Source organism: Citrobacter sp. RHBSTW-00671 (assembly GCF_014103415.1).
GTDB lineage: Bacteria > Pseudomonadota > Gammaproteobacteria > Enterobacterales > Enterobacteriaceae > Citrobacter.
The window spans coordinates 2,213,028-2,236,898 of sequence record NZ_JABXPR010000001.1 but is presented as its reverse complement, the minus strand read 5'-3'; the positions used below and the strand labels follow the sequence as shown (position 1 = coordinate 2,236,898).

The 23,871-nt window shown below is 52.7% G+C and carries 16 protein-coding genes; 8 read left to right on the top strand and 8 right to left on the bottom strand.

The genetic code is table 11. From position 1 onward, the window contains the following. Window positions 1–85: 85 nt before the first annotated feature. Window positions 86–1,747, bottom strand: coding sequence for a malate dehydrogenase (quinone) (gene mqo / locus HV261_RS10550; RefSeq protein WP_202038233.1), 1,662 nt, complete (start codon window positions 1,745–1,747; stop codon window positions 86–88). Between the two features lie 278 nt (window positions 1,748–2,025). Between mqo and HV261_RS10545 the strand changes: the two genes are divergently transcribed. Next, window positions 2,026–3,273, top strand: a complete 1,248-nt coding sequence (locus HV261_RS10545) for a SulP family inorganic anion transporter (protein ID WP_202038232.1) — start codon at window positions 2,026–2,028, stop codon at window positions 3,271–3,273. On the opposite strand, the gene mgtE is transcribed toward HV261_RS10545, so the two are convergent. From mgtE to HV261_RS10515, 6 genes are all read right to left on the bottom strand, one after another. Next, entirely contained in the window at window positions 3,236–4,672 is a 1,437-nt protein-coding gene (gene mgtE / locus HV261_RS10540) for a magnesium transporter (protein ID WP_202038231.1), read from the bottom strand. The two genes, HV261_RS10545 and mgtE, sit on opposite strands and share 38 nt — an antisense overlap. A 105-nt stretch (window positions 4,673–4,777) precedes the next feature. After that, window positions 4,778–6,421: a multidrug ABC transporter permease/ATP-binding protein gene (locus HV261_RS10535; RefSeq protein ID WP_202038230.1), complete on the bottom strand. Its 1,644-nt coding sequence runs from the start codon at window positions 6,419–6,421 to the stop codon at window positions 4,778–4,780. A 75-nt stretch (window positions 6,422–6,496) separates the two neighbouring features. Further along, a complete protein-coding gene (gene alkB, locus HV261_RS10530; RefSeq protein WP_202038229.1) occupies window positions 6,497–7,147 on the bottom strand; it encodes a DNA oxidative demethylase AlkB in 651 nt (216 codons plus the stop codon). After that, window positions 7,147–8,211, bottom strand: coding sequence for a bifunctional DNA-binding transcriptional regulator/O6-methylguanine-DNA methyltransferase Ada (ada, locus tag HV261_RS10525; protein ID WP_202038228.1), 1,065 nt, complete (start codon window positions 8,209–8,211; stop codon window positions 7,147–7,149). Before ada ends, alkB begins: the two co-directional genes overlap by 1 nt. 79 nt (window positions 8,212–8,290) lie before the next feature. Next, complete coding sequence (apbE, locus tag HV261_RS10520) at window positions 8,291–9,346, bottom strand: FAD:protein FMN transferase ApbE (protein WP_202038227.1); 1,056 nt, start codon at window positions 9,344–9,346, stop codon at window positions 8,291–8,293. A gap of 115 nt (window positions 9,347–9,461) precedes the next feature. Beyond that, window positions 9,462–10,592, bottom strand: coding sequence for a porin OmpC (locus tag HV261_RS10515; protein ID WP_202038226.1), 1,131 nt, complete (start codon window positions 10,590–10,592; stop codon window positions 9,462–9,464). Between the two features lie 741 nt (window positions 10,593–11,333). Here HV261_RS10515 and rcsD point away from each other — a divergent pair. Together rcsD and rcsB are read left to right on the top strand one after the other, a co-directional pair. Beyond that, window positions 11,334–14,003, top strand: a complete 2,670-nt coding sequence (rcsD, locus tag HV261_RS10510) for a phosphotransferase RcsD (RefSeq protein WP_202038225.1) — start codon at window positions 11,334–11,336, stop codon at window positions 14,001–14,003. 16 nt (window positions 14,004–14,019) lie between these two features. Continuing rightward, a complete protein-coding gene (gene rcsB, locus HV261_RS10505) occupies window positions 14,020–14,670 on the top strand; it encodes a response regulator transcription factor RcsB (RefSeq protein WP_003027592.1) in 651 nt (216 codons plus the stop codon). 113 nt (window positions 14,671–14,783) lie between these two features. On the opposite strand, the gene rcsC is transcribed toward rcsB, so the two are convergent. Beyond that, the gene (gene rcsC, locus HV261_RS10500; protein ID WP_202038224.1) at window positions 14,784–17,630 is read right to left on the bottom strand and encodes a two-component system sensor histidine kinase RcsC; all 2,847 of its coding nucleotides are present in this window, start codon (window positions 17,628–17,630) and stop codon (window positions 14,784–14,786) included. 168 nt (window positions 17,631–17,798) lie between these two features. Between rcsC and atoS the strand changes: the two genes are divergently transcribed. The 5 genes from atoS to HV261_RS10475 all read left to right on the top strand — a co-directional run bounded on the left by atoS (window position 17,799) and on the right by HV261_RS10475 (window position 23,847). Next, complete coding sequence (atoS, locus tag HV261_RS10495) at window positions 17,799–19,637, top strand: two-component system sensor histidine kinase AtoS (protein WP_202038223.1); 1,839 nt, start codon at window positions 17,799–17,801, stop codon at window positions 19,635–19,637. Continuing rightward, on the top strand, window positions 19,634–21,019 hold the full coding sequence (atoC, locus tag HV261_RS10490) for an acetoacetate metabolism transcriptional regulator AtoC (protein WP_202038222.1): 1,386 nt from the start codon (window positions 19,634–19,636) through the stop codon (window positions 21,017–21,019). The genes atoS and atoC overlap by 4 nt, the downstream gene beginning before the upstream one ends. Window positions 21,020–21,215: 196 nt before the next feature. Further along, window positions 21,216–21,875 (top strand): acetate CoA-transferase subunit alpha, encoded by a 660-nt coding sequence (gene atoD / locus HV261_RS10485; RefSeq protein WP_202038221.1) that lies wholly within the window; start codon window positions 21,216–21,218, stop codon window positions 21,873–21,875. Window positions 21,876–21,877: 2 nt separating this feature from the next. After that, window positions 21,878–22,528, top strand: a complete 651-nt coding sequence (locus tag HV261_RS10480; RefSeq protein ID WP_202038220.1) for a 3-oxoacid CoA-transferase subunit B — start codon at window positions 21,878–21,880, stop codon at window positions 22,526–22,528. Next, window positions 22,525–23,847 (top strand): TIGR00366 family protein, encoded by a 1,323-nt coding sequence (locus HV261_RS10475; protein WP_202038219.1) that lies wholly within the window; start codon window positions 22,525–22,527, stop codon window positions 23,845–23,847. The genes HV261_RS10480 and HV261_RS10475 overlap by 4 nt, the downstream gene beginning before the upstream one ends. Window positions 23,848–23,871 lie beyond the last annotated feature (24 nt).

Below are 23,871 nucleotides of genomic sequence, written 5' to 3'. Positions count from 1 at the left end.
GCCGGATGGCGGCGTACCGCCATCCGGCCTGCAGACGCATGAAGTAGAAGTAGGCCGGATAAGCGCAGCGCGATCCGGCCTTTTTTTACAGCGCGATATCCGCCACGGCTTTCTGCTCAGGTTGCGGTTGCGCCTGTGGTTTTAGCTGTGGTTTCGGTGCTTCATCAGCGACCTGCGGTTTATCGTACTTCAGACCCAGTACTTCGCTGGTGTATTGCAGCTCTTGCTCCGTCGCATCAACGTTGCCGTTCAGCTTGGTGCCATAAGACGGAATAATCGTTTTCAGCTTCGCCTGCCATTGCGGACTGGCAACTTTATCTTTAAACACTTTTTCCATCAGATGCAGCATGATCGGTGCCGCGGTTGATGCCCCCGGTGATGCGCCCAGTAGCGCAGCAATGGTTCCCTCTTTATCGCTGACCACTTCGGTTCCCAGACGCAGAACGCCGCCCTTCTCAGCATCGCTTTTGATGATCTGCACGCGCTGGCCCGCTTGCCACAAACGCCAGTCTTCTTTTTTCGCCTGCGGATAGTACTCTTGCAGCGCAGCAAAACGATCGTCGTCGCTGAGCATCACCTGGCTCACCAGATATTTCACCAGATCGAAGTTATCCAGACCCACATTCACCATTGGCATAAAGTTGGACGTGGTAGTAGAACTGAGCAGATCCCACAATGAACCGTTTTTCAGGAATTTAGTGGAGAAGGTCGCGAACGGCCCAAACAGCACCACGCGTTTGCCATCAAGGATACGGGTATCGATGTGCGGTACGGACATCGGCGGCGCGCCGACGGATGCCTGACCATACACTTTCGCCAGGTGACGATTGACCACATCAGGGTTTTCCGCCACCAGGAACTGACCACCCACCGGGAATCCGGCATAGCCTTTCGCTTCCGGAATGTCGGTTTCCTGCAACAGCTTCAGCGCAGCGCCACCGGCACCGATAAAGACAAACTTCGCCTTGATATCGTGTTCCGCTTCGTTATTTTTCAGATCGGCGACCGTGACCGTCCAGCTATTGTCGGCATTACGCTTAAAGCCACGCACTTCGGTGCTCAACTGCAGCGCAAAGTTGGGCTTTTTCTGTAATGAGGTAATCAGTTGGCGCGTGATTTCGCCGTAGTTCACGTCAGTACCAATCTCGGTACGCGTGGCCGCAACTTTCTGCTGCGGATCGCGACCTTCCATGACCAGCGGCGCCCACTCTTTAATCTGCGCGTGATCTTCAGAGTAGCGCATACCGCGGAACAGGGTGCTTTGCTGGAGTGCCGTGTAACGGGCACGCAGGAAATTCACGTTCTCGTCGCCCCAGACAAAACTCATGTGCGGAACGGTGGTGATAAACGAGCGTGGTTCATGCATTACGCCATTATTGACCTGATAGGCCCAAAACTGGCGGGAAATCTGGAAGGCTTCGTTAATTTCGACTGCCTTTTCAATGCTGATGCTACCGTCGGCCTTTTTAGGCGTGTAGTTCAGCTCCATCAGCGCGGAGTGGCCGGTTCCGGCGTTATTCCAGCCGTTTGAGCTTTCCTGCGCTACACCATCCAGTCGCTCAACCATGGTCATTGACCATTGCGGCTCCAGCTCCTGTAAATAGGTTCCCAGCGTGGCGCTCATGATGCCGCCGCCAATCAACAGTACATCCGTTTCCTGCTCTTCCGCCGCTTTCGCTTTTGCCGCCATTGAGACAACGTTCAGCCCTACAGCCATGGTGAAGAGCATGGCAGTCACTTTTTTCATAATGTTAATGCCTTACTTTTAGTATCGCTTTTTGCTTTTAGTGCAGGTGAAAATCGAGCGGTAACAACGGTAACACTTAAGTAAAAATAATTAAATATTGTTTATAAATTATATTTAAATTTTAAAAATGTTATTAATACGTTGATTCTTTATACGGTTATTGACAATCATTTCTGGAAACCTCCCCGTCAGACGGGTACTATGCTGCGCTTTGCTATTCACCGCACGGATGCCTGTCGGTCTGCTGTCATCAGGCCTTTTCTGACCTGAGAGTAACTATGTCTGCAACACACTCTTCCCCTGCCGCGGTGGCAGAACACACCACCCGCACCGTGTTACGCCAACCCCGCCTGCTGGTTCGTGAAACGCTGGCTGGTGTGGTAACCGCCCTGGCGCTGATCCCGGAAGTGATTTCGTTTTCAGTTATCGCCGGCGTGGACCCTAAAGTCAGCCTGATAGCCTCGATCGTACTGTGCCTGGCGATGTCCTTTTTAGGTGGGCGTCCGGCAATGGTTACCGCCGCTGCAGGATCGGTGGCATTAGTCATTGGCCCGATGGTGCATCAACACGGCGTGCAATACATCCTGCCAGCGGTAGTGCTGGCCGGGATTATTCAGATCCTGTTTGGTGTGTTAGGCATGGCGCGTTTGATGCGGTTCATCCCCACGGCAGTGATGACCGGTTTTGTCAACGCGCTGGGTATTTTGATTTTCTTTGCTCAGGTTCCGCACTTCTGGGGGAAAAGCCCGTTGATTTGGGGGCTGTTTGTTCTGACGCTGCTTATCGTGCTGTGGGTACCGCGGTTTATTAAAAGCATTCCCGCGCCGCTGATTGCCATCGTGCTGCTGACGGTCTTCACCGTGACCAGCGGGCAGTTATTGCCTACCGTCGGTGACGAAGGCTCAATGAGCGGTGGATTACCCGGATTCACACAGCTGTTAGTGCCTCTCAACCTGCACACGTTGGCGATTATCTGGCCCTGCGCGCTGAGTATTGCCTTTGTCGGCTTGATGGAGTCGCTGCTTACCGCCCGACTGGTTGACGATCTGACGGTCACGCCCTCGAATAAAAATCGTGAAAGTACGGGGCTGGGGATAGCCAATATTCTGGCCGGGTTTTATGGCGGTATCGCCGGATGCGCGATGATTGGTCAAACGATTGTTAACGTTGAGATGGGTAAAGGACGCAGCCGCGTCTCTACGTTCGCCGCCGGGCTGGTGCTGTTGCTGCTGGTCACCGCACTCAGCGAGGTGATGGCAAAGATAACGATGTCAGTACTGGCGGGAATTATGGTGATTGTGGCGGTAAAAACGTTTAGCTGGCACAGTATCCGACCCACGACGCTGGCCAACATGCCGGTCGCCGAAACGCTGGCAATGTTGGTTACCGTCGCCGCGACAGTCTCTACCGGCAACCTGGCGATTGGCGTGGTTGCCGGCGTGGTTACGATGTTGATACTGCCGCGCATCGTCAGAGGGAAACGGGCGTCTACATCAAAAACAGCGTCGCCAGACCCAGAAAAATAAAGAATCCGCCGGTGTCGGTGATAGCGGTAATCATGACGCTGGAGCCGACCGCCGGATCGCGTCCGAGCTTGACCATCGTCATTGGAATGATCACCCCCATCAGCGCTGCCATTAACAGATTAAGCATCATTGCCAGGGTCATCACGCCGCCCAGCGCCATGTCATCGTACAACCACCAGGTGATGCCGCCCATAATCCCACCCCAGACCAGCCCGTTAATCACCGCCACGCCCATTTCACGCAGGATCAGGAACGTCAGGTTTCCTGGCTGAATGTTTTGCAGCGCCAGCGCGCGGACAATCATGGTGATGGTCTGATTACCGGTGTTGCCGCCGATCCCCGCCACGATGGGCATGAGCGAGGCCAGCGCCACCAGCTGTGAAATCGTGTGTTCAAAACCGTCAATGACGCGTGATGCGATAAACGCGGTGCAGAGATTGACGGCCAGCCAGGCCCAACGGGTTTTTACTGCTTTGGTGACCGGGGCAAAGACATCTTCTCCGGCGCTTAAACCCCCCATCCGACGCAGATCGGTGTCCGTTTCTTCATACACCACATCGACGATCTCATCGATGGTTAATCGCCCCATCAGCTTACCTGTTGGGTCCACCACCGCCGCACTGACCAGGTTGTCGCGTTCAAAGGTACGCGCGGCATGCTCGGCGATATCTTCCGGAGCAAAGGTGAGCGGATCGTCTTCCATCACCTCACTGACTTTGCGCTGCACATCATTGAGCAGAATACAGGTTAAGGTCAGCTCGCCCACCAGTACTTTATTACGATCGGTGACGAAGAGTTTATCGGTGTTCTCCGGCATTTTACCCAGCCGTCGCAGGTAGCGCTGTACCACCTCCAGCGTCACGTCCGGGCGCACGGTAATGACTTCGAACTCCATGATCGCACCGACGCGATTTTTCTCGTAGTGCATCACCTGGCGCACGCGCGCCCGCTCTTCCGCCGGCAACGTCGCCAGCAGTCGACCGGTCAGGTTACGCGGTAAATGCTGCACCACGTAAATCTGCTCGTCGATGTCGAGGTATTGCAGCGCGTCGAGCAACTCCCGGTCCGACATTTCATCGATCAGATCGTCCCAGACGTTTTCGGACGCTTCCAGCAGCACATAACCACGCTTGTCGCTTTGAATTAGCCGCCACAGCGCGTGACGCTCTTCGGAGGGTAATGCTTCGAGGGTATCGGCCAGATCGGGTGGCGGCAAATGCTCCACCAGTGCCCCTACCTCAGCAATATCGTCGGCCAGAGTACCGACGTCATATTGCTCAGCCAGGGTAAGCTTGCCCAACAGCGTTGAAATAATGGCTTTATCAGTGGTCAGCAGCCAGATCAGGCGGGCACGTTCTTCATCACGTAGCCTGGCGCTATTTTTGTTTATTACGGACATCAATCATAAATCCATGATATGAAATATCATTAATCATGATGCCGAATTATGTAAATAACAATAAACGAGGCCGCCGGCTGGATAAAAAACCGGCGGCATATGGGATCATGCTGTGCGAGCCACCGCATCACGTGAGGCTGCATCACGCTCATCGCCCAACAGTTCACTCAATTGCCCATTACGCATTTCCAGCAAACGGTCTGCATGAATAAAGTAATGATCGTCATGACTAATGGCAAAAATGGTTTTGCCCATCTCCTGCATCAGCGGCAACAATACCTGGTAGAATTCACGCCGGAAATGCGGGTCCTGATCGGCGGCCCATTCATCCAGCAGAATAATGTCGCGCTCCTCCGCTAATGCCAGCAACAGCGCCACACGCTTTTTCTGCCCTTTCGACAGCTTCAGGTTGAGAATGCGTCCGTCGTTCAGCTCCAGCTTGTGCGCCATTTGCAGATGTTCCAGCCACTTCGCGACCAGCGCCGGAGAAGCCTCTCTGCCTTCGGGCCCCAGCAATTTGTCAAACAGCCAGACGTCGGTAAACACTGCAGAGAACAGCTTACGGTAGTCCTCCGGTTTTTCGACAGCAACCGCCTTGCCATCCAGTAAAATCTCACCAGACTGCGGCTGGTACAACCCGGTCAGCAACATCGCCAGCGTAGATTTACCGCTGCCGTTACCGCCAATCAGGAAGATCAATTCACCACGACGAATGGTCAGATTCACTGGCCCAACGGAGAACGCATTATCCTGATAATGGAAAACTACGTCACGCAACTCCAGCGTTTGCCAGTCCGGAAATGCGGTTGGCCGCGGGAATTCTGCCTTGAAGGGGGCCAGGGAGAACTTATTCAGCTTGTTGAACGCCACCTGTGCCGTCAGCAGCGTCGGCAGCGCGCCGACGGCAGAGAGCAGCGGCGTGCGCAGGAATAGCAACGTCAGCGAATAGGTTGCCGCCACCGCGGTATCAGCCCACCCCAGACTGTTGGCCATCCAGAATACCAGGCCAATGGCGCCCAGCATCATAATATTCGACCAGTTGACCGCGCTCAGGTGGAAGGTATCAGCACGAATAATATGGTGGCGGTATTCTTTGGCATCCGGGACGTACAGCTGGTTAAAGATATGCTCTGCACGCTCACGGTTGAGCGTCAGCTCTTTGCGCCCTTCCAGCACCGTCTGGTAGTCGTTGTACAGCTTGTCTTCGGTTTCACGCAGGGTAGCCATGTGTTTATACACCCGCGCCACCAGCACAAATCCGCCCCAGATGGTGATTGCCATCCAGATTGCCGTCACCAGCAGCATTTTGGTCGACAACATGGCCAGATACGCCGCTGACCCCACGGTCAAAATAATCCCCTGCACCAGCTCAGGCAGGCGCACAAAGGCAATGGTAATGTTACGGATATCGCTGGTTAAACCGGCCAGTAACGAGGCGCTACCGATTTGCTCGATACGCTCGACGTGGGTGTCCAGAATACGTTTGATAAATTCGCTACGCAGACGGTAGACAAAGTGGTGTCCCAGCGTGGTGAGCGCCAGCTGTGAACCGAGGGTGACGACCATCAGTAACAGCAGCAGGCCAAGAAACTCCGGTAGCACCATCAGCGTGGTGTCGACCGTTTCAATCAGGCGCTGATTAATAAACGCAATCAGTCCAATCCCCAGCGCGGCACTGGCAAGGCTGAGCGCCATGACGCTGATAAATGGCCAGCGATACTGCCGCCAGACAAGAAGTAAAAGTTCCATGCAAACAACCCGGACAAGTAATAACAGCCCGCAGTTTAAACATCTCTTCGCTCACAGCAATAATAATTCTTATTTTTATTCTTTTTTACCTGCCTGGCGAAACGTCAGGTTGTAGCGACAATCCCCCGTCAACGGATGATACCCTGTCTTAAGCGGCTGGACGCCGTGATAAAACAGCCGCGAGTTTCCCCCCCATACCACCACATCACCATGTTCCAGCAAAACTCGCTTTAAGGGATCGTTGCGCCGTAAGCCACCAAACTGAAAAATTGCCGGCAGGCCCAGCGATACAGAGACGATAGGCGCTCGCAGGTCAGGCTCATCTTTATCCTGATGTAAAGACAGTTTTGCCCCCGGCGTATAGCGATTAATAAGGCAAGCATCCGGTTGAAAATCAGGATAGCCTGCGGCCGTTGCCGCCTGTTGGCACAGCTCAGCAAAGACCTCGGGTAATGGCGGCCAGTGAGCGCCAGTTAATGGGTCGACCGGTGAATAGAGGTAGCCATGTTGATCCGTTGTCCACCCCAGATGGCCGCAATTCGTCATGGCTACCGACATCGTATAACCGCCAGGGGTGACCATCTGGCGAAACGGCGACTGCCTGGCTGTCGCCGCGATTGCCTGCAGTAAAGCGGGTGCGTATTCAAATGCAAAACGCCGCAAAATCACCGCACCTGACGCCAGCGGCTCGTGCCAGGGTTTCTCATCGGCAAAGAGATCGAGCATTAGGTTTCCTCGCGGGTGGCTTCACGTTGCAATAGCTGCGCCTTGCGCGTTATTCCCCAACGATAGCCAGAAAGCGCGCCGTCGCCACGGATTACGCGGTGACACGGGATCACAATAGCCAGTTTGTTCGCCGCGCAGGCACTGGCGACGGCACGCACCGCCTTCGGCTTGCCGATAGTGCTGGCCAGTTGCTGATAACTCACCGTCTCACCACAAGGGATTGCCCGCAGCGCTTGCCATACCTGTTGCTGAAAGGCGGTTCCCTGAATATCCAGCGGCAGTGACAGTGCAGTATTGCGCGTGTTAATCACGGCAATCACCTCACGCACATGTTGTTGAAACTCCGCATCGGCGGGCTCATCACGTGCCGTCGGAAACAGTTCATGCAATTCTGCGATCAGCGTAGCATCGTCGTCGCCCAGCAAGATCGCGCAGATACCCCGTTCACTTTCCGCGACCAGGCAGCGACCCAGAGCGCAATCTGCGAGGGTATAGCGCACAGAAACATTACCGCCGCCTTGACGAAATTGCCTGGCGGTCATGCCTAATGCCTGATCCGCTTTGCGGTAATAGCTGCTGCTGTCGGGGAATCCGGCGTCAAGAATCGCCTGTGTGACCGGCACGCCTTTTGCCAGCGCGTCACGCAGGCGGCGGGCACGCCATGACTGTTGCCAGGCTTTAGGGGTCATCCCGGTGGTTGCTTTGAACAGGCGATGCAGGTGAAACGGGCTCATCGCAACATGCTGCGCAAGCGCCTCAAGTGTGAGGGGGGACTCCTGCTCCAGCAACTGACAGGCGTGGGCTATTTTGTCCAGCCGCTGCTGTTGTGCGCTGTCTTTGTCCGGCTGGCAGCGTTTGCAGGGACGAAACCCTGCCGCCTGTGCCTGCTCAGCATCCGCGAAGAAACTGACATTTTTGCGCAGCGCGTGTTTTGCCCGACAGGACGGCCGACAGAAAATGCCGGTCGTCTGAACAGCAAAAACAAACTGACCGTCAGCACCCGCGTCACGGTCCAGCACAGACTGCCAGCGTTCATCATCAGTTATGTGTAAGAGATTTGTCATGATGGACTCCTTTGTTAAGCATAGCGCTTAGCCTCAGTGTGTCCGCATTGCGGGTTATAAAAACCCGCAATCTTGCTTTTTAATTTTTTTCGCTGACCAGGAAGCTTTTAAATTGCGGCGACATCCAGGTTTTAAACCCGTCGCCTTCTTTAACAATCATATACACCGCCAACCCTTCGCGACGCACGACTTCTTTAGCCTTTTGCGGGCCGAGGACCATCAATCCTGTATCCCAGCCATCGGCTTCCAGCGCCGTGGGTGCAATCACCGTCACAGAGACCAGATTGTGTTCGATCGGACGACCGGTTTGCGGATCGATGACATGGGACAGACGTTTACCGTCCAGTTCGTAATAGTTGCGATAGCTACCGGAGGTGCTGATGCCATGTCCGTTGATATCGACAATCGCCTGCACCGCGTTTTCACGATCGGTCGGTTTCTGTATTGCCACACGCCACGGTTGCCCCTCGGCATTCATTCCACGGCTGTTCAGAGCACCACCAACAGAAACCAGATAGCGGGCGATCCCTTCCTGTTCCATCAATCGCGCCAGATGGTCAGCCGCATACCCTTCCCCCACGGTGGAGAGATCAACATACAGCGCCGGCAGATCTTTCTGCAGATAATTCTGGTGCGCCTCATTAACCACCTTCAGATGTGCAAGCCCGGTTTGCGCTTTTGCCGCATCAATTCTTGCCTGCGTAGGTGTATGCAGCGGTTGCTGCTGTGGACCAAAGCCCCACAGGTTCACCAACGGACCGACGGTGATGTCCATCGCGCCGTCGGTTTTTGCGCCAATACGTAACGCCGATGTCACAATATCCGCCAGCGCATCATTCACCGGCCACGGTGACAGGCTTTTTGACAGGTTAAAACGCATCAGCGCAGAATCATTCTTATAGGTAGAAAGCAGTTGATCATCAGCATCGAGCTGCGTCTGGATCTTCTCCTGCAACTCCCCGGCGCGTTTGGCATCCACGCCAACCACACTGACCCGCCAGAAAGTGCCCATGGTTTTGCCTTCCAGGACTGTCGCGGTTGAGGACGGAGTCTGAGTTGATTTCGGGGCCTCATCGCACCCGACAAAAAAGAGTGTTACAGCCAGGAGCGCTGCACGGCAAAAAATCATATCCATACGTGATTACCCTTATGAAAACGGGCGCAAGAGTACACCAAAAAAGAGTGTTTGTACGTCAGAAAAACGGCATTAAAAAAGGCCCCGTAGGGCCTTTGATAGAAATAAATGCAGATTAGAACTGGTAAACCAGACCCAGTGCTACGATATCATCTGTCGCGATACCAGCATCGCGGGTAAAGTTGTTATCATCCAGCAGGTTGATTTTGTAATCAACATAGGTAGACATGTTTTTGTTGAAGTAGTAGGTCGCGCCAACATCAACATATTTCACGATATCCTGGTCACCGTAGTTGGTGAAGCCATTGTTAATGTCTTTACCTTTGGATTGCAGGTAAGCCACGGACGGACGCAGACCGAAATCAAACTGGTACTGTGCCACAACTTCAAAGTTCTGTGCTTTATCTGCGAAACCATAAGCCGCAGTCGGGTTACTACCGTTAGAGGTACCGAAACGGGTCGCGTTATAGGACTGGGAATACTGTGCAGCCAGGTAAACATTGTTGGCGTCGTATTTCAGACCACCGGTATAAACGGTTGCACGATCACCATTGCCAAAGAGAGAAGCGCGCGTCGCGTTCTGGTCAGCAGTACGTTTAGACGTCGTGATAGCACCACCAATACCAAAACCAGCGCCGATATCATAGGTTACAGATCCGCCGTAACCGTCGCCGTTCTGAGTCAGCAAGCTGCGGCCGCTTACGTTTTCACCGCTAACGCTGCCGTTTTTACCCTGATACTGCAGGGCAAAGTTCAGACCATCAACCAGACCGAAGAAGTCAGTGTTACGGTAGGTTGCATAACCGTTACCACGCTGCTGCATGAAGTTGTCAGCGCCGTAGGTATCGCCGCCGAATTCCGGCAGGACGTCGGTCCAGGATGTGACATCATAAGTGACGCCGTAGTTACGACCGTAGTCGAAAGAACCTGCATCAGCGAATTTCAGACCTGCGAAGGCCACACGCGTCCAAGCGTCGTTGCTGGCTTCACTCTGGTTACCTTGAATCTGGTATTCCCACTGGCCGTAACCGGTCAGTTGATCGTTAACCTGGGTTTCGCCTTTGAAGCCGATACGCATATAGGTCTTGTCACCATCATCGCCTTTGTTGTCGGAGAAATAGTGCAGACCGTCGACTTTACCGTACAGATCTAATTTGTTGCCGTCTTTGTTGTAAATTTCAGCCGCATTTGCTGCGCCTGCTACCAGCAGAGCCGGTACCAGGAGGGACAGTACTTTAACTTTCATGTTATTAACCCTCTGTTATATGCCTTTATTGCTTTTTTATGCCACTGCTCACTGGCTAACCCTCATTAACCAGTCGGCAACTTCATTCTCCGCAAAAACACAGAATAATCCAACACGAATATGATACTAATACTTTAAAGATGTTTCATTTATCGATATAGATGTTTCCAAATATTAACAAAAGGGAACTTTTTTTAATTAAGAAAATGGGGAGAATAAGCACGAATAGTCAAGAATTGTTGAAAAATACATATAAATCAATAAATTATACAAAACACAACCATAGCACTGAATGATAAAACAAAATCTTCACTCGCAACTAAAATAGACTCGCTATCATCATTAACTTTATTTATTACCGTCATTCATTCATGAATGTCTGTTTACCCCTATTTCAGCCGAATGCTCTGCGTTCGGTTTTTTTTTACCCTTCTTTACACAAACGTCACGGTTCTGTGCTACCGATGAATAACTATAACGACTATTAACTATCTCACCTGTTCACCATCACATATAAATCAGACAAATAATTTCTTGTTATTTAATGCTAAATCTGTCGTTTTCATACCTCTATTTGTACTGATAGTGACCGGCTGTACATGTTTGCATTGCCTGCCTGGCAACGGTACACAGCAATAAAAAATGCAGCTCAGCGGATGTTGCGTAAGTATGGCAATTCATACATTACCCTTTATACTGCCCCTTCATCTTTAGCGTCGTTTTAACAGGTCATAAACACGAATGAGTCAGTCTGACACAACGGCTTCTACCCGATTCTCCCTGCTTCCGGGAAGTATTACCCGTTTCTTCTTATTACTGATCGTGGTGCTGTTGGTGATGATGGGCGTGATGGTCCAGAGCGCGGTCAACACCTGGCTAAAAGATAAGAGCTATCAGATTGTCGATATCACCCACGCAATTCATAAAAGGGTGGATACCTGGCGATACGTGACCTGGCAAATCTATGACAATATTGCAGCGACAGCCAACTCATCGACTGCCGACGGGTTACAGGAAACCCGGCTCAAGCAAGATGTCTACTATCTTGAAAAACCCCGTAGAAAGACTGAAGCGCTGATTTTCGGTTCGCATGACAGTTCTACGCTGGAAATGACCCAGCGTATCTCAACCTATCTGGATACACTGTGGGGCGCGGAGAATGTCCCATGGTCAATGTATTATCTGAATGGTCAGGACAATAGCCTGATTCTTATCTCGACGCTGCCGCTGAAAGATCTCACCTCCGGCTTTAAAGAATCGACAATTGGCAACATTGTCGATTCGCGCCGCGCTGAAATGTTACAACAGGCCAATGCGCTTGATGAGCGTGAAAGCTTCTCGTCCCTTCGCCGTCTGGTCTGGCAAAACGGCCATTACTTCACGTTACGCACTACCTTTAATCAGCCAGGGCATCTGGCAACCGTGGTCGCGTTTGACCTGCCGATTAATGATTTGATCCCGCCGGGCATGCAGTTGGACAGTTTTCACCTGGAGCCTGATGCCACGTCTACGGCTGAGCATCTCAGTGAAAAAGAGTCGCCTGACAGCGTCAGCATCAACTTTAACAATAGCAAGATTGAGATCTCCTCAGCGCTAAATTCAACGGATATGCGACTGGTCTGGCAGGTTCCCTTTGGTTCATTACTGCTTGATACGCTGCAAAGCATTCTGCTGCCGCTGTTACTGAATATTGCTCTGCTGGCGCTAGCGCTGTTTGGCTATACCACTTTCCGCCACCTCCCTGCCCGCTCAAACGAAGTGGCGCCAAACCTTGCCGCAAATAATGAACTCCGGGTGCTGCGTGCAATCAATGAAGAAATTGTTTCGCTGCTGCCGTTGGGGTTATTGGTGCACGACCAGGAATCCAACCGCACGGTTATCAGCAATAAAATTGCCGACCATCTGCTGCCACATTTAAATCTGCAAAATATCACCAGTATGGCGGAGCAGCATCAGGGGGTCATCCAGGCCACAATCAATAATGAATTGTATGAGATCAGGCTGTTCCGCAGCCAGATCTCAGCCCGCACGCAGATCTTTATCATTCGCGACCAGGATCGCGAAGTACTGGTCAATAAAAAGCTAAAACAAGCGCAGCGACTGTATGAGAAAAACCAACAGGCACGCGCTGCCTTTATGCAAAACATTGGTAGCGCACTGAAAGATCCTGCCAAAACGCTGGCCATCAATGCTGCCGCACTCAATACGCCCGACAGCCACAAACTGGCAAACCAGGCAGACGTTCTGGTACGTATGGTCGATGAGATTCAGTTGGCCAATCTTCTGGAAAGCGATGACTGGAAAAGTGAATCAACGCTGTTTTCCGTGCAGGCGTTAATTGACGACGTCGTGCCTGAAGTATTACCCGCCATCAAGCGTAAAGGGTTACAGCTGCTGATTAAAAATCATCTGAGCGCCAATGATGAGCGCCGTGGCGACCGCGATGCCCTGCGTCGTATTTTGCTGCTGCTCATTCAATATGCCGTGACCACAACGCAGATTGGCAAAATTACGCTGGACGTCGACCAGGATGAGTCGGAGGCAGAGCGTCTGACCTTCCGTATTCTGGATACCGGGGAAGGCGTCGCGCTGAATGAAATTGATAATCTGCACTTCCCGTTCAGCAATGACACGCAGAGCGATCGATATGGCAAAGCGAATCCACTCACGTTCTGGTTGTGCGATCAGCTCGCACGCAAACTGGGTGGACATCTGAATATTAAAGCGCGGGAAGAACTTGGAACGCGTTATATCGTCCATGTTAAGATGCCGCTGCATGACCAACATGCTGATAATGAAGAACGGCTGTTGGATGACGTCAGCGTGATGGTTGACGTCACCTCGAATGACGTACGCAGCATTGTATTGCGTCAGCTGGAAAACTGGGGGGCAACCTGCATCACGCCCGATGAGCGACTGAATAGTCAAGAATATGATCTCTTTATCACTGATAATCCGTCTAATCTTACTGCCTCGGGCTTGCTTTTAAGCGATGATGAGTCTGGCGTGCGAAAAATTGGCCCCGGTCAGCTGCGCGTCAACTTTAATATGAGCAATGCTATGCAGGAAGCTGTCCTGGAGCTAATAGAAGAACAACTGGCGCAAGAAGAGATCCAGGAACTCCCCCTCGGCGGTGATGAAAACGCCGAACTTCATGCCAGTGGTTACTATGCACTCTTTGTAGACACAGTACCGGATGATGTTAAGAGGTTGTATACTGAGGCAGCAACCAGCGATTTCGCTGCGTTAGCCCAAACGGCCCATCGCCTGAAAGGCGTGTTTGCCATGCTTAATCTGGTACCCGGCAAGCAGTTATGTGAAGCGCTGGAACATCTTATTCAAGAGAAAGATGCTCCAGGTATAGAAAAGTACATCAGCGACATTGACGTTTACGTCAAGAGCTTGCTGTAGCAAGGTAGCCCAATACATGAACACTATGAACGTAATTATTGCCGATGACCATCCGATTGTACTGTTCGGTATTCGTAAATCACTTGAACAAATCGAGTGGGTGAACGTTGTCGGCGAATTTGAAGACTCCACTGCACTGATCAACAATTTGCCTAAATTAGATGCTCATGTGTTGATTACCGATCTCTCAATGCCGGGAGATAAATACGGTGATGGGATCACGTTAATTAAATATATCAAACGCCATTTCCCGAGCCTGTCGATCATCGTTTTGACCATGAACAACAACCCGGCCATCCTGAGCGCGGTACTGGATCTCGACATTGAAGGGATCGTGCTGAAACAAGGTGCGCCAACTGACCTGCCTAAGGCGCTGGCGGCGCTGCAAAAAGGTAAGAAATTCACCCCGGAAAGTGTCTCTCGCCTGCTGGAAAAAATCAGCGCCAGCGGCTATGGCGACAAACGCCTGTCACCGAAAGAAAGTGAAGTTCTGCGCCTGTTTGCCGAAGGTTTCCTGGTGACTGAAATCGCTAAAAAGCTCAATCGCAGTATTAAAACCATCAGTAGCCAGAAAAAGTCTGCAATGATGAAGCTCGGCGTGGAAAACGATATCGCCCTGCTGAATTACCTGTCATCCGTGACGCTAAGCCCGTCAGACAAAGAGTAATTCGGTTTCCATATCATCTGCCTGATGGCACCGCGTTTATCTGGCCTACGAACTATATAGCGTTGTGTATGTTCTGTAGGCCGGATAAGGCAAACGCCGCTACCCTGCCCCTTTTATCCCCGCGTTTTTCTCACGCGTTCCGCATAGACCGTTAGCGTCTGCTTCAGCACGTCTAACGTCACCGGCTTGGACAAACAGCTGTCCATTCCCGACTCCAGACAACGCTGCTTCTCTTCCGCCAGAGCATTGGCCGTCACACCAATCACCGGCAGCGTTAGCCCCAGTTGGCGAATACGCTGCGTCAAACGATAGCCATCCATATTCGGCATGTTGACGTCGCTCAGCACAATATCAATATGGTTTTTACTCAACACATTGAGCGCGTCCACACCGTCGTTAGCAGTTTTACACTGATACCCCAACGATCCTAGCTGATCGGCCAACAAACGACGGTTAATCGGATGATCGTCAACCACCAGAATCATCATGTCATCGTTTGTGGCGCCCACTTTGTCCGGAGCTGGCAGTGCGGTGGAAAGCGCTTCACTGCCCAGTTCAACGCTGTAAATATGCGCCAGCAGCGCGGGCAACTCGTGCGGTGATGCTACGCTGTGCACCCACTCCCCAGGCGTTCTTTCCAGCGGAATACCAATGTGGCGACGACAGAAAATCACCGTGGCTCGTCCCTGCCATGCCTGATCCTGCACATCATCAGCAATCAATACATCATTTGCATCAGGTTGCTGTCCCTCATAACGCAGCAGCGTCATCCCGGTGCGCGTGAGGCTGGATTCGATAAAGTGATAGAGTGACGCGTTTCGCACCGCCAGCCAGCAGCGGGTACTGGCAAGACCGTCCACGCTTTTATTCTGTGGGTACTGGGCACCATACAGCGGTATCCGCAGCGTAAACTGGCTCCCCATCCCCGGTTCAGAATCGACGGAAATATCCCCGTCCATCATGCTGATCAGTTTCTCACAGATAGCCAGACCCAACCCGGTCCCCTGGAAATTACGCTGCACGCCCGTCCCCACCTGGAAGAAGGGATCGAACAGGCGAACGACTTCTTTAGCCGGGATCCCCACGCCAGTATCACGCACACGAATGCTGAGGTAGTCGCCGCTGCACTGAACATGCAGCACAATACAGCCGGTATCAGTGAATTTAATCGCATTACTCAACAGGTTAGAAATGACCTGCTGTAAGCGCATCGGATCGCCATTTAATGCCACAGGCACATCCGGTTCGATGAAACAGTACAATCCCAGTTGCTTGCGTACTACCAGCGGCAGATAGTTGGCCGTAATATGGCTCATCACTTCCCGCGGTGAAAATTCACGCGGTTCAATCTTCAACTGTTCGGATTCAATTTTCGAGAAATCAAGAATATCGCTGATAATCTTCAACAACAGGCTGGAGGAGTTATTCATCGCCGTCACCAGGCGATCCACTCCGCTGGGCAGTTCTTTCGTTTGCAGCAGGTCGAGGTTGCCGATAATGCCATACAGCGGCGTGCGTAATTCATGACTCACCGTCGCAAGGAACATTGATTTTGACTGGCTGGCCTGTTCCGCCGCCTGCGCCATCTCCTGTAACGACTCTTCCATTTTCACACGCGCACTCACATCGACCAGGACGCATATCGCTACGTTCTCATTGCGATAACGTGAATGCACAAAGCTGATTTGCAGATTGGTATTATTGCTGGTCAGCACATCGACGAAATTAACCTGCTGGCCGCAGATAATTTGCGTCAGCCGTTGCCTGTCTTCATGCGTCAGCATGTTGAGATAGGTATGTGCCAGCTCGTTGCTCAGAATGTTAATGCCATCAATTGTGCGCAGAATACAAATACCGACCGGCGCAGAAGCCACGATTTTACGGTTAAACTGCTCATGCTCTTCCAGGCGCTGGGCATCGCTTTCCGCTGGAATAAAAATACGCCGCTCATACATGCGCGTCAGCATAAACAACGCCGCACCTACCAGCACATTCAGCAGAACCGCATTCAGGATCATCATGCGTATCCGCTCCAGCACCAGATCGACCGGCACGGAGTACACAATACTGAGCGATGACGGCGGCAGGTTTTTCTTCAACACCAGGTTGCGAAAACCCGGCGTGTAGCCAAACCACGAGCGCTCCTGCATCCAGCGCGGTTCAGACTTAATAGCGCCTTCAGGACCGGTGAGTGAGATCAGCGCATGACCATTTTCATCAAGGATTGTCACCCCCATCGGCAAACTGCCAGGCGTGAAGAAGTTCTCCATGCGAATCGGCTGTTCCACACCCAGCAACGCCTGCAGACGATTGGCAAGATAGACCGGCGTCAGCGCATAAAAATACCCCACCCCCGGACGCGGTCCCTGGCTTATCCAGAACAGGTTATTGCCGTTTTCTTCCTGCGGCGCATTGCGATACTTAATGATGCGCTCATGCAGCGCTTTCAGCGCCTCGTCACGTTCGACAGGCATATCCCGCAGACCGAAATTGGCCATACAGAGGTTATCGCTGCCGATCAGAAACACGCGGTTCAAATCATAAGCCGCTGAGAAATTGTCGCGCCAGTAGCGCATAAACCACGCCAATGACTCCAGCGAGCCACGCCAGGCATTACCCATCACCGCACAGTCGGAATCGGCAAACAGCGGTTCAAAATTCGGCACCACGGTTTTATCATCCCGTGCCCGCAATGACATCACGCCGTTTTCTGCCGTTAACCGGTTTTCAGCAATGTATTTCAGCTCTTTTATCACGTCAGAAGTACGCTGAATGTAGCGTTGGGCCTGATCGGAGCTGAGATTAAACTCCTGGCGGATCTCAGACTCTCGCTGGTGCAGCGCATTCACAATGTAGAACACCGACGCAAAAGCAATCAGACACCAGACCAGTAAGGCCAGCGCTCTGAACAGGTAGCGTGAGACTTTTAGGGTTGAATGAACGGAAGCAAGGTATTTCAAAGGGGCGAAGCTCCGCCTCAGGGTATCAATAGAGTGTGGTTAAGGTAGCGGTAAATGTCCGGCGTCGCAATGCCCTCTCTTTACGGGAATATGATACACCGCTCTGACACCGTTGTCTTAACCCCTGATAATCGTCGTTTGCCTAAAAAACACTGCACGGATGTGAGAATGCGCAAGCTGAGATGGCTGACGCGTCGTTTATACCCGCGACGTTTACGCAACCAAATGATCATGATGGCCATTCTGATGGTCATTGTACCGACGATTTCTATTGGTTATATCGTAGAAACCGAAGGCCGGTCAGCAGTCTTATCTGAAAAAGAGAAAAAACTGTCATCGGTGCTCACTCTGCTTAACGGTGCGCTGGGCGATCGCTTTAGCCACTACGCGGATTTACCGCGTGAAGCGCGCATTCGGGCGCTAAATCTTGAGTTGGGCCCCATCACCGAACGGATCACCCGGGCATTTCCTGGCATCGGCGCGGGGTATTACAACAAAGCACTGGATGCAATCATCACCTACGCTCCCTCTGCGTTGTACCAAAGTAATGTCGGTATCACCATCACCGAGGATCACCCCGGGCGCGAAGTGATGCGCAGCAACGCACCTGTGGTTTTTTCCGGACGACAGGTTCGTGGCGACATCCTCAACTCCATGATCCCCATCGAACGACAGGGTGACGTCATTGGCTATATCTGGGCGAATGAACTGACGGAAGATATCCGCCAGCAAGCCTGGAAAATGGACGTCAGGATCATTGCCGTACTGGCTGCCGGACTCATCAGTAGCCTGCTGTTGATTGTGCTTTTCTCTCGCCGTCTCAGTGCGAATATCGACATTATCACCGACGGACTCTCCACGCTGGCGCAAAAAACACCAGCCCGCCTGCCTGAACTGCCCGGCGAACTGGGGCAAATCAGCCGCAGCGTCAATGCGCTGGCACAAACGCTTCGGGAAACCAAAACCCTTAACGACCTGATTATTGAGAACGCAGCAGACGGCGTCATTGCCATCGACAGACAGGGCGATGTCACCACCATGAACCCGGCGGCAGAGCAAATCACTGGCTATCAGTTGCATGAACTGGTCGGGCAACCCTATGCAACCCTCTTTGCCGATACTCAGTTTTCCAGCCCGGTACTGGATACGCTGGAGCACGGCACCGAACATGTCGCCCAGGAGGTGAGTTTTCCTGGTCGCGACCGCACCATTGAAATAAGCGTCACCACCAGCCGGATCCATAACGCGCATGGCGAGCTAATCGGAGCCCTGGTGATTTTCTCTGATTTAACGGCCCGCAAAGAGACCCAGCGCCGACTGGCACAAACGGAAAGGCTCGCGACGCTCGGCGAGTTGATGGCTGGAGTGGCGCATGAGGTACGTAACCCGCTGACGGCAATCCGTGGCTATGTCCAGATCATCCGCCAACAAACGTCTTTACCAGAACATCAGGAATATTTATCCGTTGTGCTGAACGAAATTGACTCAATCAATAAAGTCATCCAGCAACTGTTGGATTTCTCACGCCCGCGGCAAAGCCAGTGGCAGCAGGTACGGCTCAATGCGTTGATTGAAGAAACGCTGATCCTCGTGCAAACCGCAGGCCTACAGGCTCGAATCGCGTTTACCACGGAATTAGATGCCAGCCTGCCAGCCATCGTCGCCGATCGCGAACTCCTCAAGCAGGTGATCCTCAATATTTTAATCAATGCGGTGCAGGCGATAGCCGCACGGGGCGAAATTCGCATCCGCACCTGGCAATACTCAGCCTCACAGCAGGCGGTGATGATTGAAGATAATGGCAACGGTATCGATAGTGCTATTCAGAAGAAAATATTCGACCCCTTCTTTACGACCAAAGCGTCAGGTACGGGTCTTGGACTGGCACTAAGCCAGCGCATTATCAACGCGCATCAGGGGGATATCCACGTGACAAGTATGCCGGGCTGCGGCGCAACCTTCACCCTGATTTTACCTCTTAACCCGCAGGGAAATCCGTCAGAATGAAAACGACCTACCGAATTCTCATCGTTGATGACGAAGAAAATGTTCGCCGTATGCTTACCACTGCGTTTTCCCTGCAAGGGCATGAAACGCACTGCGCCAGCGATGGAAAAGCCGCGCTGACTCTGTTTGCTGATACGCATCCTGACGTGGTACTGATGGACATCCGCATGCCAGAGATGGACGGTATTGATGCACTGAAAGTCATGCGCGCCCAGCAGCCGCGGATCCCCGTTATTCTGATGACGGCCTACGCCGAAGTGGAAACCGCAGTGGAAGCTCTCCGTAGCGGCGCGTTTGACTATGTGATTAAACCCTTTGATTTGGATGAGCTCAATCTGGTCATTCAGCGCGCACTACAGCTACAGGCAATGAAGCAGGAGATCCGCAATCTACATCAGGCGCTAAGCACCAGCTGGCAATGGGGGCATATCCTGACCAACAGCCCGGTGATGATGGATATTTGTAAAGACACGGCAAAAATCGCCCTCTCACAGGCGAACGTACTAATTAGCGGTGAAAGTGGCACAGGAAAAGAGCTGATTGCCCGCGCCATCCACTACAACAGTAAACGCGCCAACGGTCCCTTTATCAAAATCAACTGTGCGGCCTTACCGGAATCCTTACTGGAAAGCGAACTGTTTGGTCACGAAAAGGGGGCATTTACCGGTGCACAGACCCTACGCCAGGGACTGTTCGAACGTGCGCATCAGGGAACGCTTCTGCTCGACGAGATTGGTGAAATGCCGCTGGTTCTGCAGGCCAAACTGCTGCGTATTTTGCAGGAAAGAGAGTTCGAGCGCATCGGCGGACACCAAACTATCCGCGTCGATATCCGTATTGTTGCCGCCACCAACCGCTGCCTGCAAACAATGGTGAAGGAAGGAACGTTCCGCGAAGACCTGTTTTATCGGCTTAACGTGATTCATCTGACCCTTCCCCCGTTACGCGAACGCCGCGAAGACATCGCCCTGTTAGCGAATCACTTTTTACAAAAATTTAGCTCAGAAAATCAGCGGGATATCATTGAGATCGATCCAACGGCGATGTCCATGCTTACCGCCTGGCCATGGCCAGGGAACATTCGTGAACTGTCTAACGTCATCGAACGCGCGGTGGTCATGAATACCGGTGCGGTGATTTTTGCCGAAGACCTGCCTGCGCAGTTCCGATCGCCTGTCAGTACCGTAACAGAGGTAAAAGCAGTTCAGACCGGAGAACGCAATCTGAAGGAAGAAATTAAGCGTGAGGAAAAACGCATCATCCTTGAGGTGCTCGACAATCAGGATGGCAACCGCACCCGTACCGCGCTAATGCTGGGGATCAGTCGGCGCGCTCTGATGTACAAATTGCAAGAGTATGGTATTGACCCGTCAGGCTCCTGATACCTAAATTTGCTATGCAGAATTTTGCACACTGCGCAAAACTCTGCATAGCAACTCTCCCTTCCCCTCACCAGCCAATAAAAAATAAATCATAAAATTCAAATAATTAAAAATTAATTTCGCCATTTATCATTCTGGCACCCGGCTTGCAATTCCCTGAGCGTACCCAAAATGGAGTATGCAAAAGGGAAACATAATGAAAACAAAACTGATTACTTTACAAGACGCAGCGAGCTTCTTTCGTGACGGCATGACCATCATGGTCGGCGGTTTTATGGGGGTTGGCACGCCACCTCGCCTTGTCGAAGCCTTACTTGAATCTGGCGTCAGGGATTTGACGTTAATTGCCAACGATACCGCATTTGTCGATACCGGTATCGGCCCCTTAATCGTCAACGGCCGCGTGAGCAAAGTGATTGCCTCGCACATTGGCACCAACCCTGAAACCGGTCGCCGCATGATTGCCGGTGAAATGGACGTACAACTGGTACCGCAAGGCACTCTGATTGAGCAAATTCGCTGCGGTGGCGCAGGCCTTGGCGGTTTTCTCACACCAACCGGCGTCGGCACCGTAGTGGAAGATGGCAAGCAGACCATGACGCTCGATGGCAGAGTCTGGTTGCTCGAACGTCCATTACGTGCCGATCTGGCGCTGATCCGTGCACACCGCGCCGACACGCTTGGCAACCTGACCTATCAACTTAGCGCCCGTAATTTTAACCCACTGATTGCCCTCGCCGCCGACATCACACTGGTTGAACCGGATGAAATGGTCGGGATCGGTGAACTCCAGCCAGACCAGATCGTTACCCCCGGTGCCGTTATCGACCATATCGTCATTCCACAGGAGAGCTAATCATGGATGCTAAACAACGTATTGCGCGCCGTGTGGCGCTTGAGCTTCACGACGGGGATGTCGTCAACCTGGGGATTGGTCTGCCGACGATGGTTGCCAACTACCTGCCCGCTGACATTCATATCACATTGCAGTCAGAAAACGGTTTTCTCGGTCTGGGTCCGGTCACGACCGCGCATCCCGACCTGGTAAACGCCGGTGGGCAACCGTGCGGGATTTTACCAGGCGCGGCCATGTTTGATAGCGCCATGTCGTTTGCGTTAATTCGCGGCGGCCATGTCGATGCCTGCGTGCTCGGTGGGTTACAGGTCGATGAACAAGCCAACCTCGCCAACTGGGTCGTTCCCGGAAAAATGGTTCCCGGCATGGGAGGGGCGATGGATCTGGTGACCGGCGCGCGCAAAGTGATTATCGCGATGGAGCATTGCGCAAAAGACGGCTCAGCGAAGATCCTCCGACATTGCACCATGCCGCTGACGGCACAACATGCGGTGCATATGCTGGTCACCGAACTCGCCGTTTTCCGCTTCATTGACGGAAAAATGTGGCTTACGGAAATCGCAGAAGGATGCGATATCGCCATGCTGCGTGAAAAAACCGAAGCGCAGTTTGATGTCGCCGCCGAGCTGATTATCCTGCGAGGTGATGCATGATCGGCCGCATTGCTCGTTTTATGACGCGCGTGGTCAGCCGCTGGCTGCCCGACCCGCTGATTTTCGCCATGCTGCTAACGCTGTTGACCTTCGGCATCGCGCTGTGGCTGACGCCACAAACGCCAGTCAGCATGGTGAGATTCTGGGGTGATGGTTTCTGGAACCTGCTGGCTTTCGGCATGCAGATGGCGCTGATCATCGTCACAGGCCATGCGTTAGCCAGTTCAGGACCGGTGAAAAGTCTGCTGCGTACGGCGGCCTCCGCCGCCAAAACCCCCGCTCAGGGTGTCATGCTGGTGACGTTTTTCGGTTCGGTCGCCTGCGTCATCAACTGGGGTTTTGGTCTGGTCGTGGGGGCGATGTTTGCCCGTGAAGTCGCACGCCGGGTACCCGGCTCCGACTATCCCCTGCTGATTGCCTGCGCCTACATCGGTTTTCTCACCTGGGGGGGTGGCTTCTCCGGCTCAATGCCATTGCTGGCGGCAACGCCAGGCAACCCGGTTGAGCACGTCGCAGGATTAATTCCGGTCGCAGATACGCTGTTTACCGGTTTCAACATCTTCATCACCGTGGCGCTGATCGTCGTGATGCCGTTCATCACACGCATGATGACGCCAAAACCGTCTGATGTGGTAAGCATCGATCCGAAGCTGTTACTGGAAGAAGCTGGTTTCCAGAAAAAACTGCCACCCGACGCCCCGCCATCGGAAAAACTGGAAGAGAGCCGCATTCTGGCCCTGGTAATCGGGGCATTAGGGATTGCTTATCTGGCCCTCTATTTCACTGAGAAAGGCTTCAACATCACCATCAACACCGTCAACCTGATGTTTATGATTGCCGGTCTGCTGCTGCATAAAACGCCTATGGCCTATATGCGTGCCGTTAGCGCTGCCGCACGTAGCACCGCCGGCATCCTGGTGCAGTTCCCCTTCTACGCCGGTATTCAGTTGATGATGGAGCACTCTGGCCTCGGCGGATTGATTACCGAGTTCTTCATCAACGTCGCCAACAAAGACACCTTCCCGCTGATGACCTTCTTCAGTTCAGCACTGATTAACTTTGCCGTGCCATCTGGCGGCGGCCATTGGGTTATTCAGGGACCGTTCGTCATGCCAGCCGCTCAGGCGCTTGGCGCCGATCTCGGTAAGTCAGTAATGGCTATCGCCTATGGCGAGCAGTGGATGAACATGGCGCAGCCGTTCTGGGCGCTACCTGCATTGGCGATCGCCGGATTGGGTGTGCGCGACATCATGGGGTACTGCATCACCGCCCTGCTCTTCTCAGGCGTCATTTTTGTCATTGGATTGACCTTGTTCTGACAGCCATTACTTACATAAAGGAAC

Coding starts and splice junctions, on each gene's coding strand:
- ada (WP_202038228.1), bottom strand. CDS start 8,211: ATGACAAATCTCTTACACATAACTGATGATGAACGCTGGCAGTCTGTG.
- HV261_RS10475 (WP_202038219.1), top strand. CDS start 22,525: ATGATCGGCCGCATTGCTCGTTTTATGACGCGCGTGGTCAGCCGCTGG.
- mqo (WP_202038233.1), bottom strand. CDS start 1,747: ATGAAAAAAGTGACTGCCATGCTCTTCACCATGGCTGTAGGGCTGAAC.
- rcsD (WP_202038225.1), top strand. CDS start 11,334: ATGAGTCAGTCTGACACAACGGCTTCTACCCGATTCTCCCTGCTTCCG.
- HV261_RS10545 (WP_202038232.1), top strand. CDS start 2,026: ATGTCTGCAACACACTCTTCCCCTGCCGCGGTGGCAGAACACACCACC.
- HV261_RS10480 (WP_202038220.1), top strand. CDS start 21,878: ATGGATGCTAAACAACGTATTGCGCGCCGTGTGGCGCTTGAGCTTCAC.
- atoD (WP_202038221.1), top strand. CDS start 21,216: ATGAAAACAAAACTGATTACTTTACAAGACGCAGCGAGCTTCTTTCGT.
- atoS (WP_202038223.1), top strand. CDS start 17,799: ATGCGCAAGCTGAGATGGCTGACGCGTCGTTTATACCCGCGACGTTTA.
- HV261_RS10515 (WP_202038226.1), bottom strand. CDS start 10,592: ATGAAAGTTAAAGTACTGTCCCTCCTGGTACCGGCTCTGCTGGTAGCA.
- rcsB (WP_003027592.1), top strand. CDS start 14,020: ATGAACACTATGAACGTAATTATTGCCGATGACCATCCGATTGTACTG.
- mgtE (WP_202038231.1), bottom strand. CDS start 4,672: ATGTCCGTAATAAACAAAAATAGCGCCAGGCTACGTGATGAAGAACGT.
- atoC (WP_202038222.1), top strand. CDS start 19,634: ATGAAAACGACCTACCGAATTCTCATCGTTGATGACGAAGAAAATGTT.
- HV261_RS10535 (WP_202038230.1), bottom strand. CDS start 6,421: ATGGAACTTTTACTTCTTGTCTGGCGGCAGTATCGCTGGCCATTTATC.
- alkB (WP_202038229.1), bottom strand. CDS start 7,147: ATGCTCGATCTCTTTGCCGATGAGAAACCCTGGCACGAGCCGCTGGCG.
- apbE (WP_202038227.1), bottom strand. CDS start 9,346: ATGGATATGATTTTTTGCCGTGCAGCGCTCCTGGCTGTAACACTCTTT.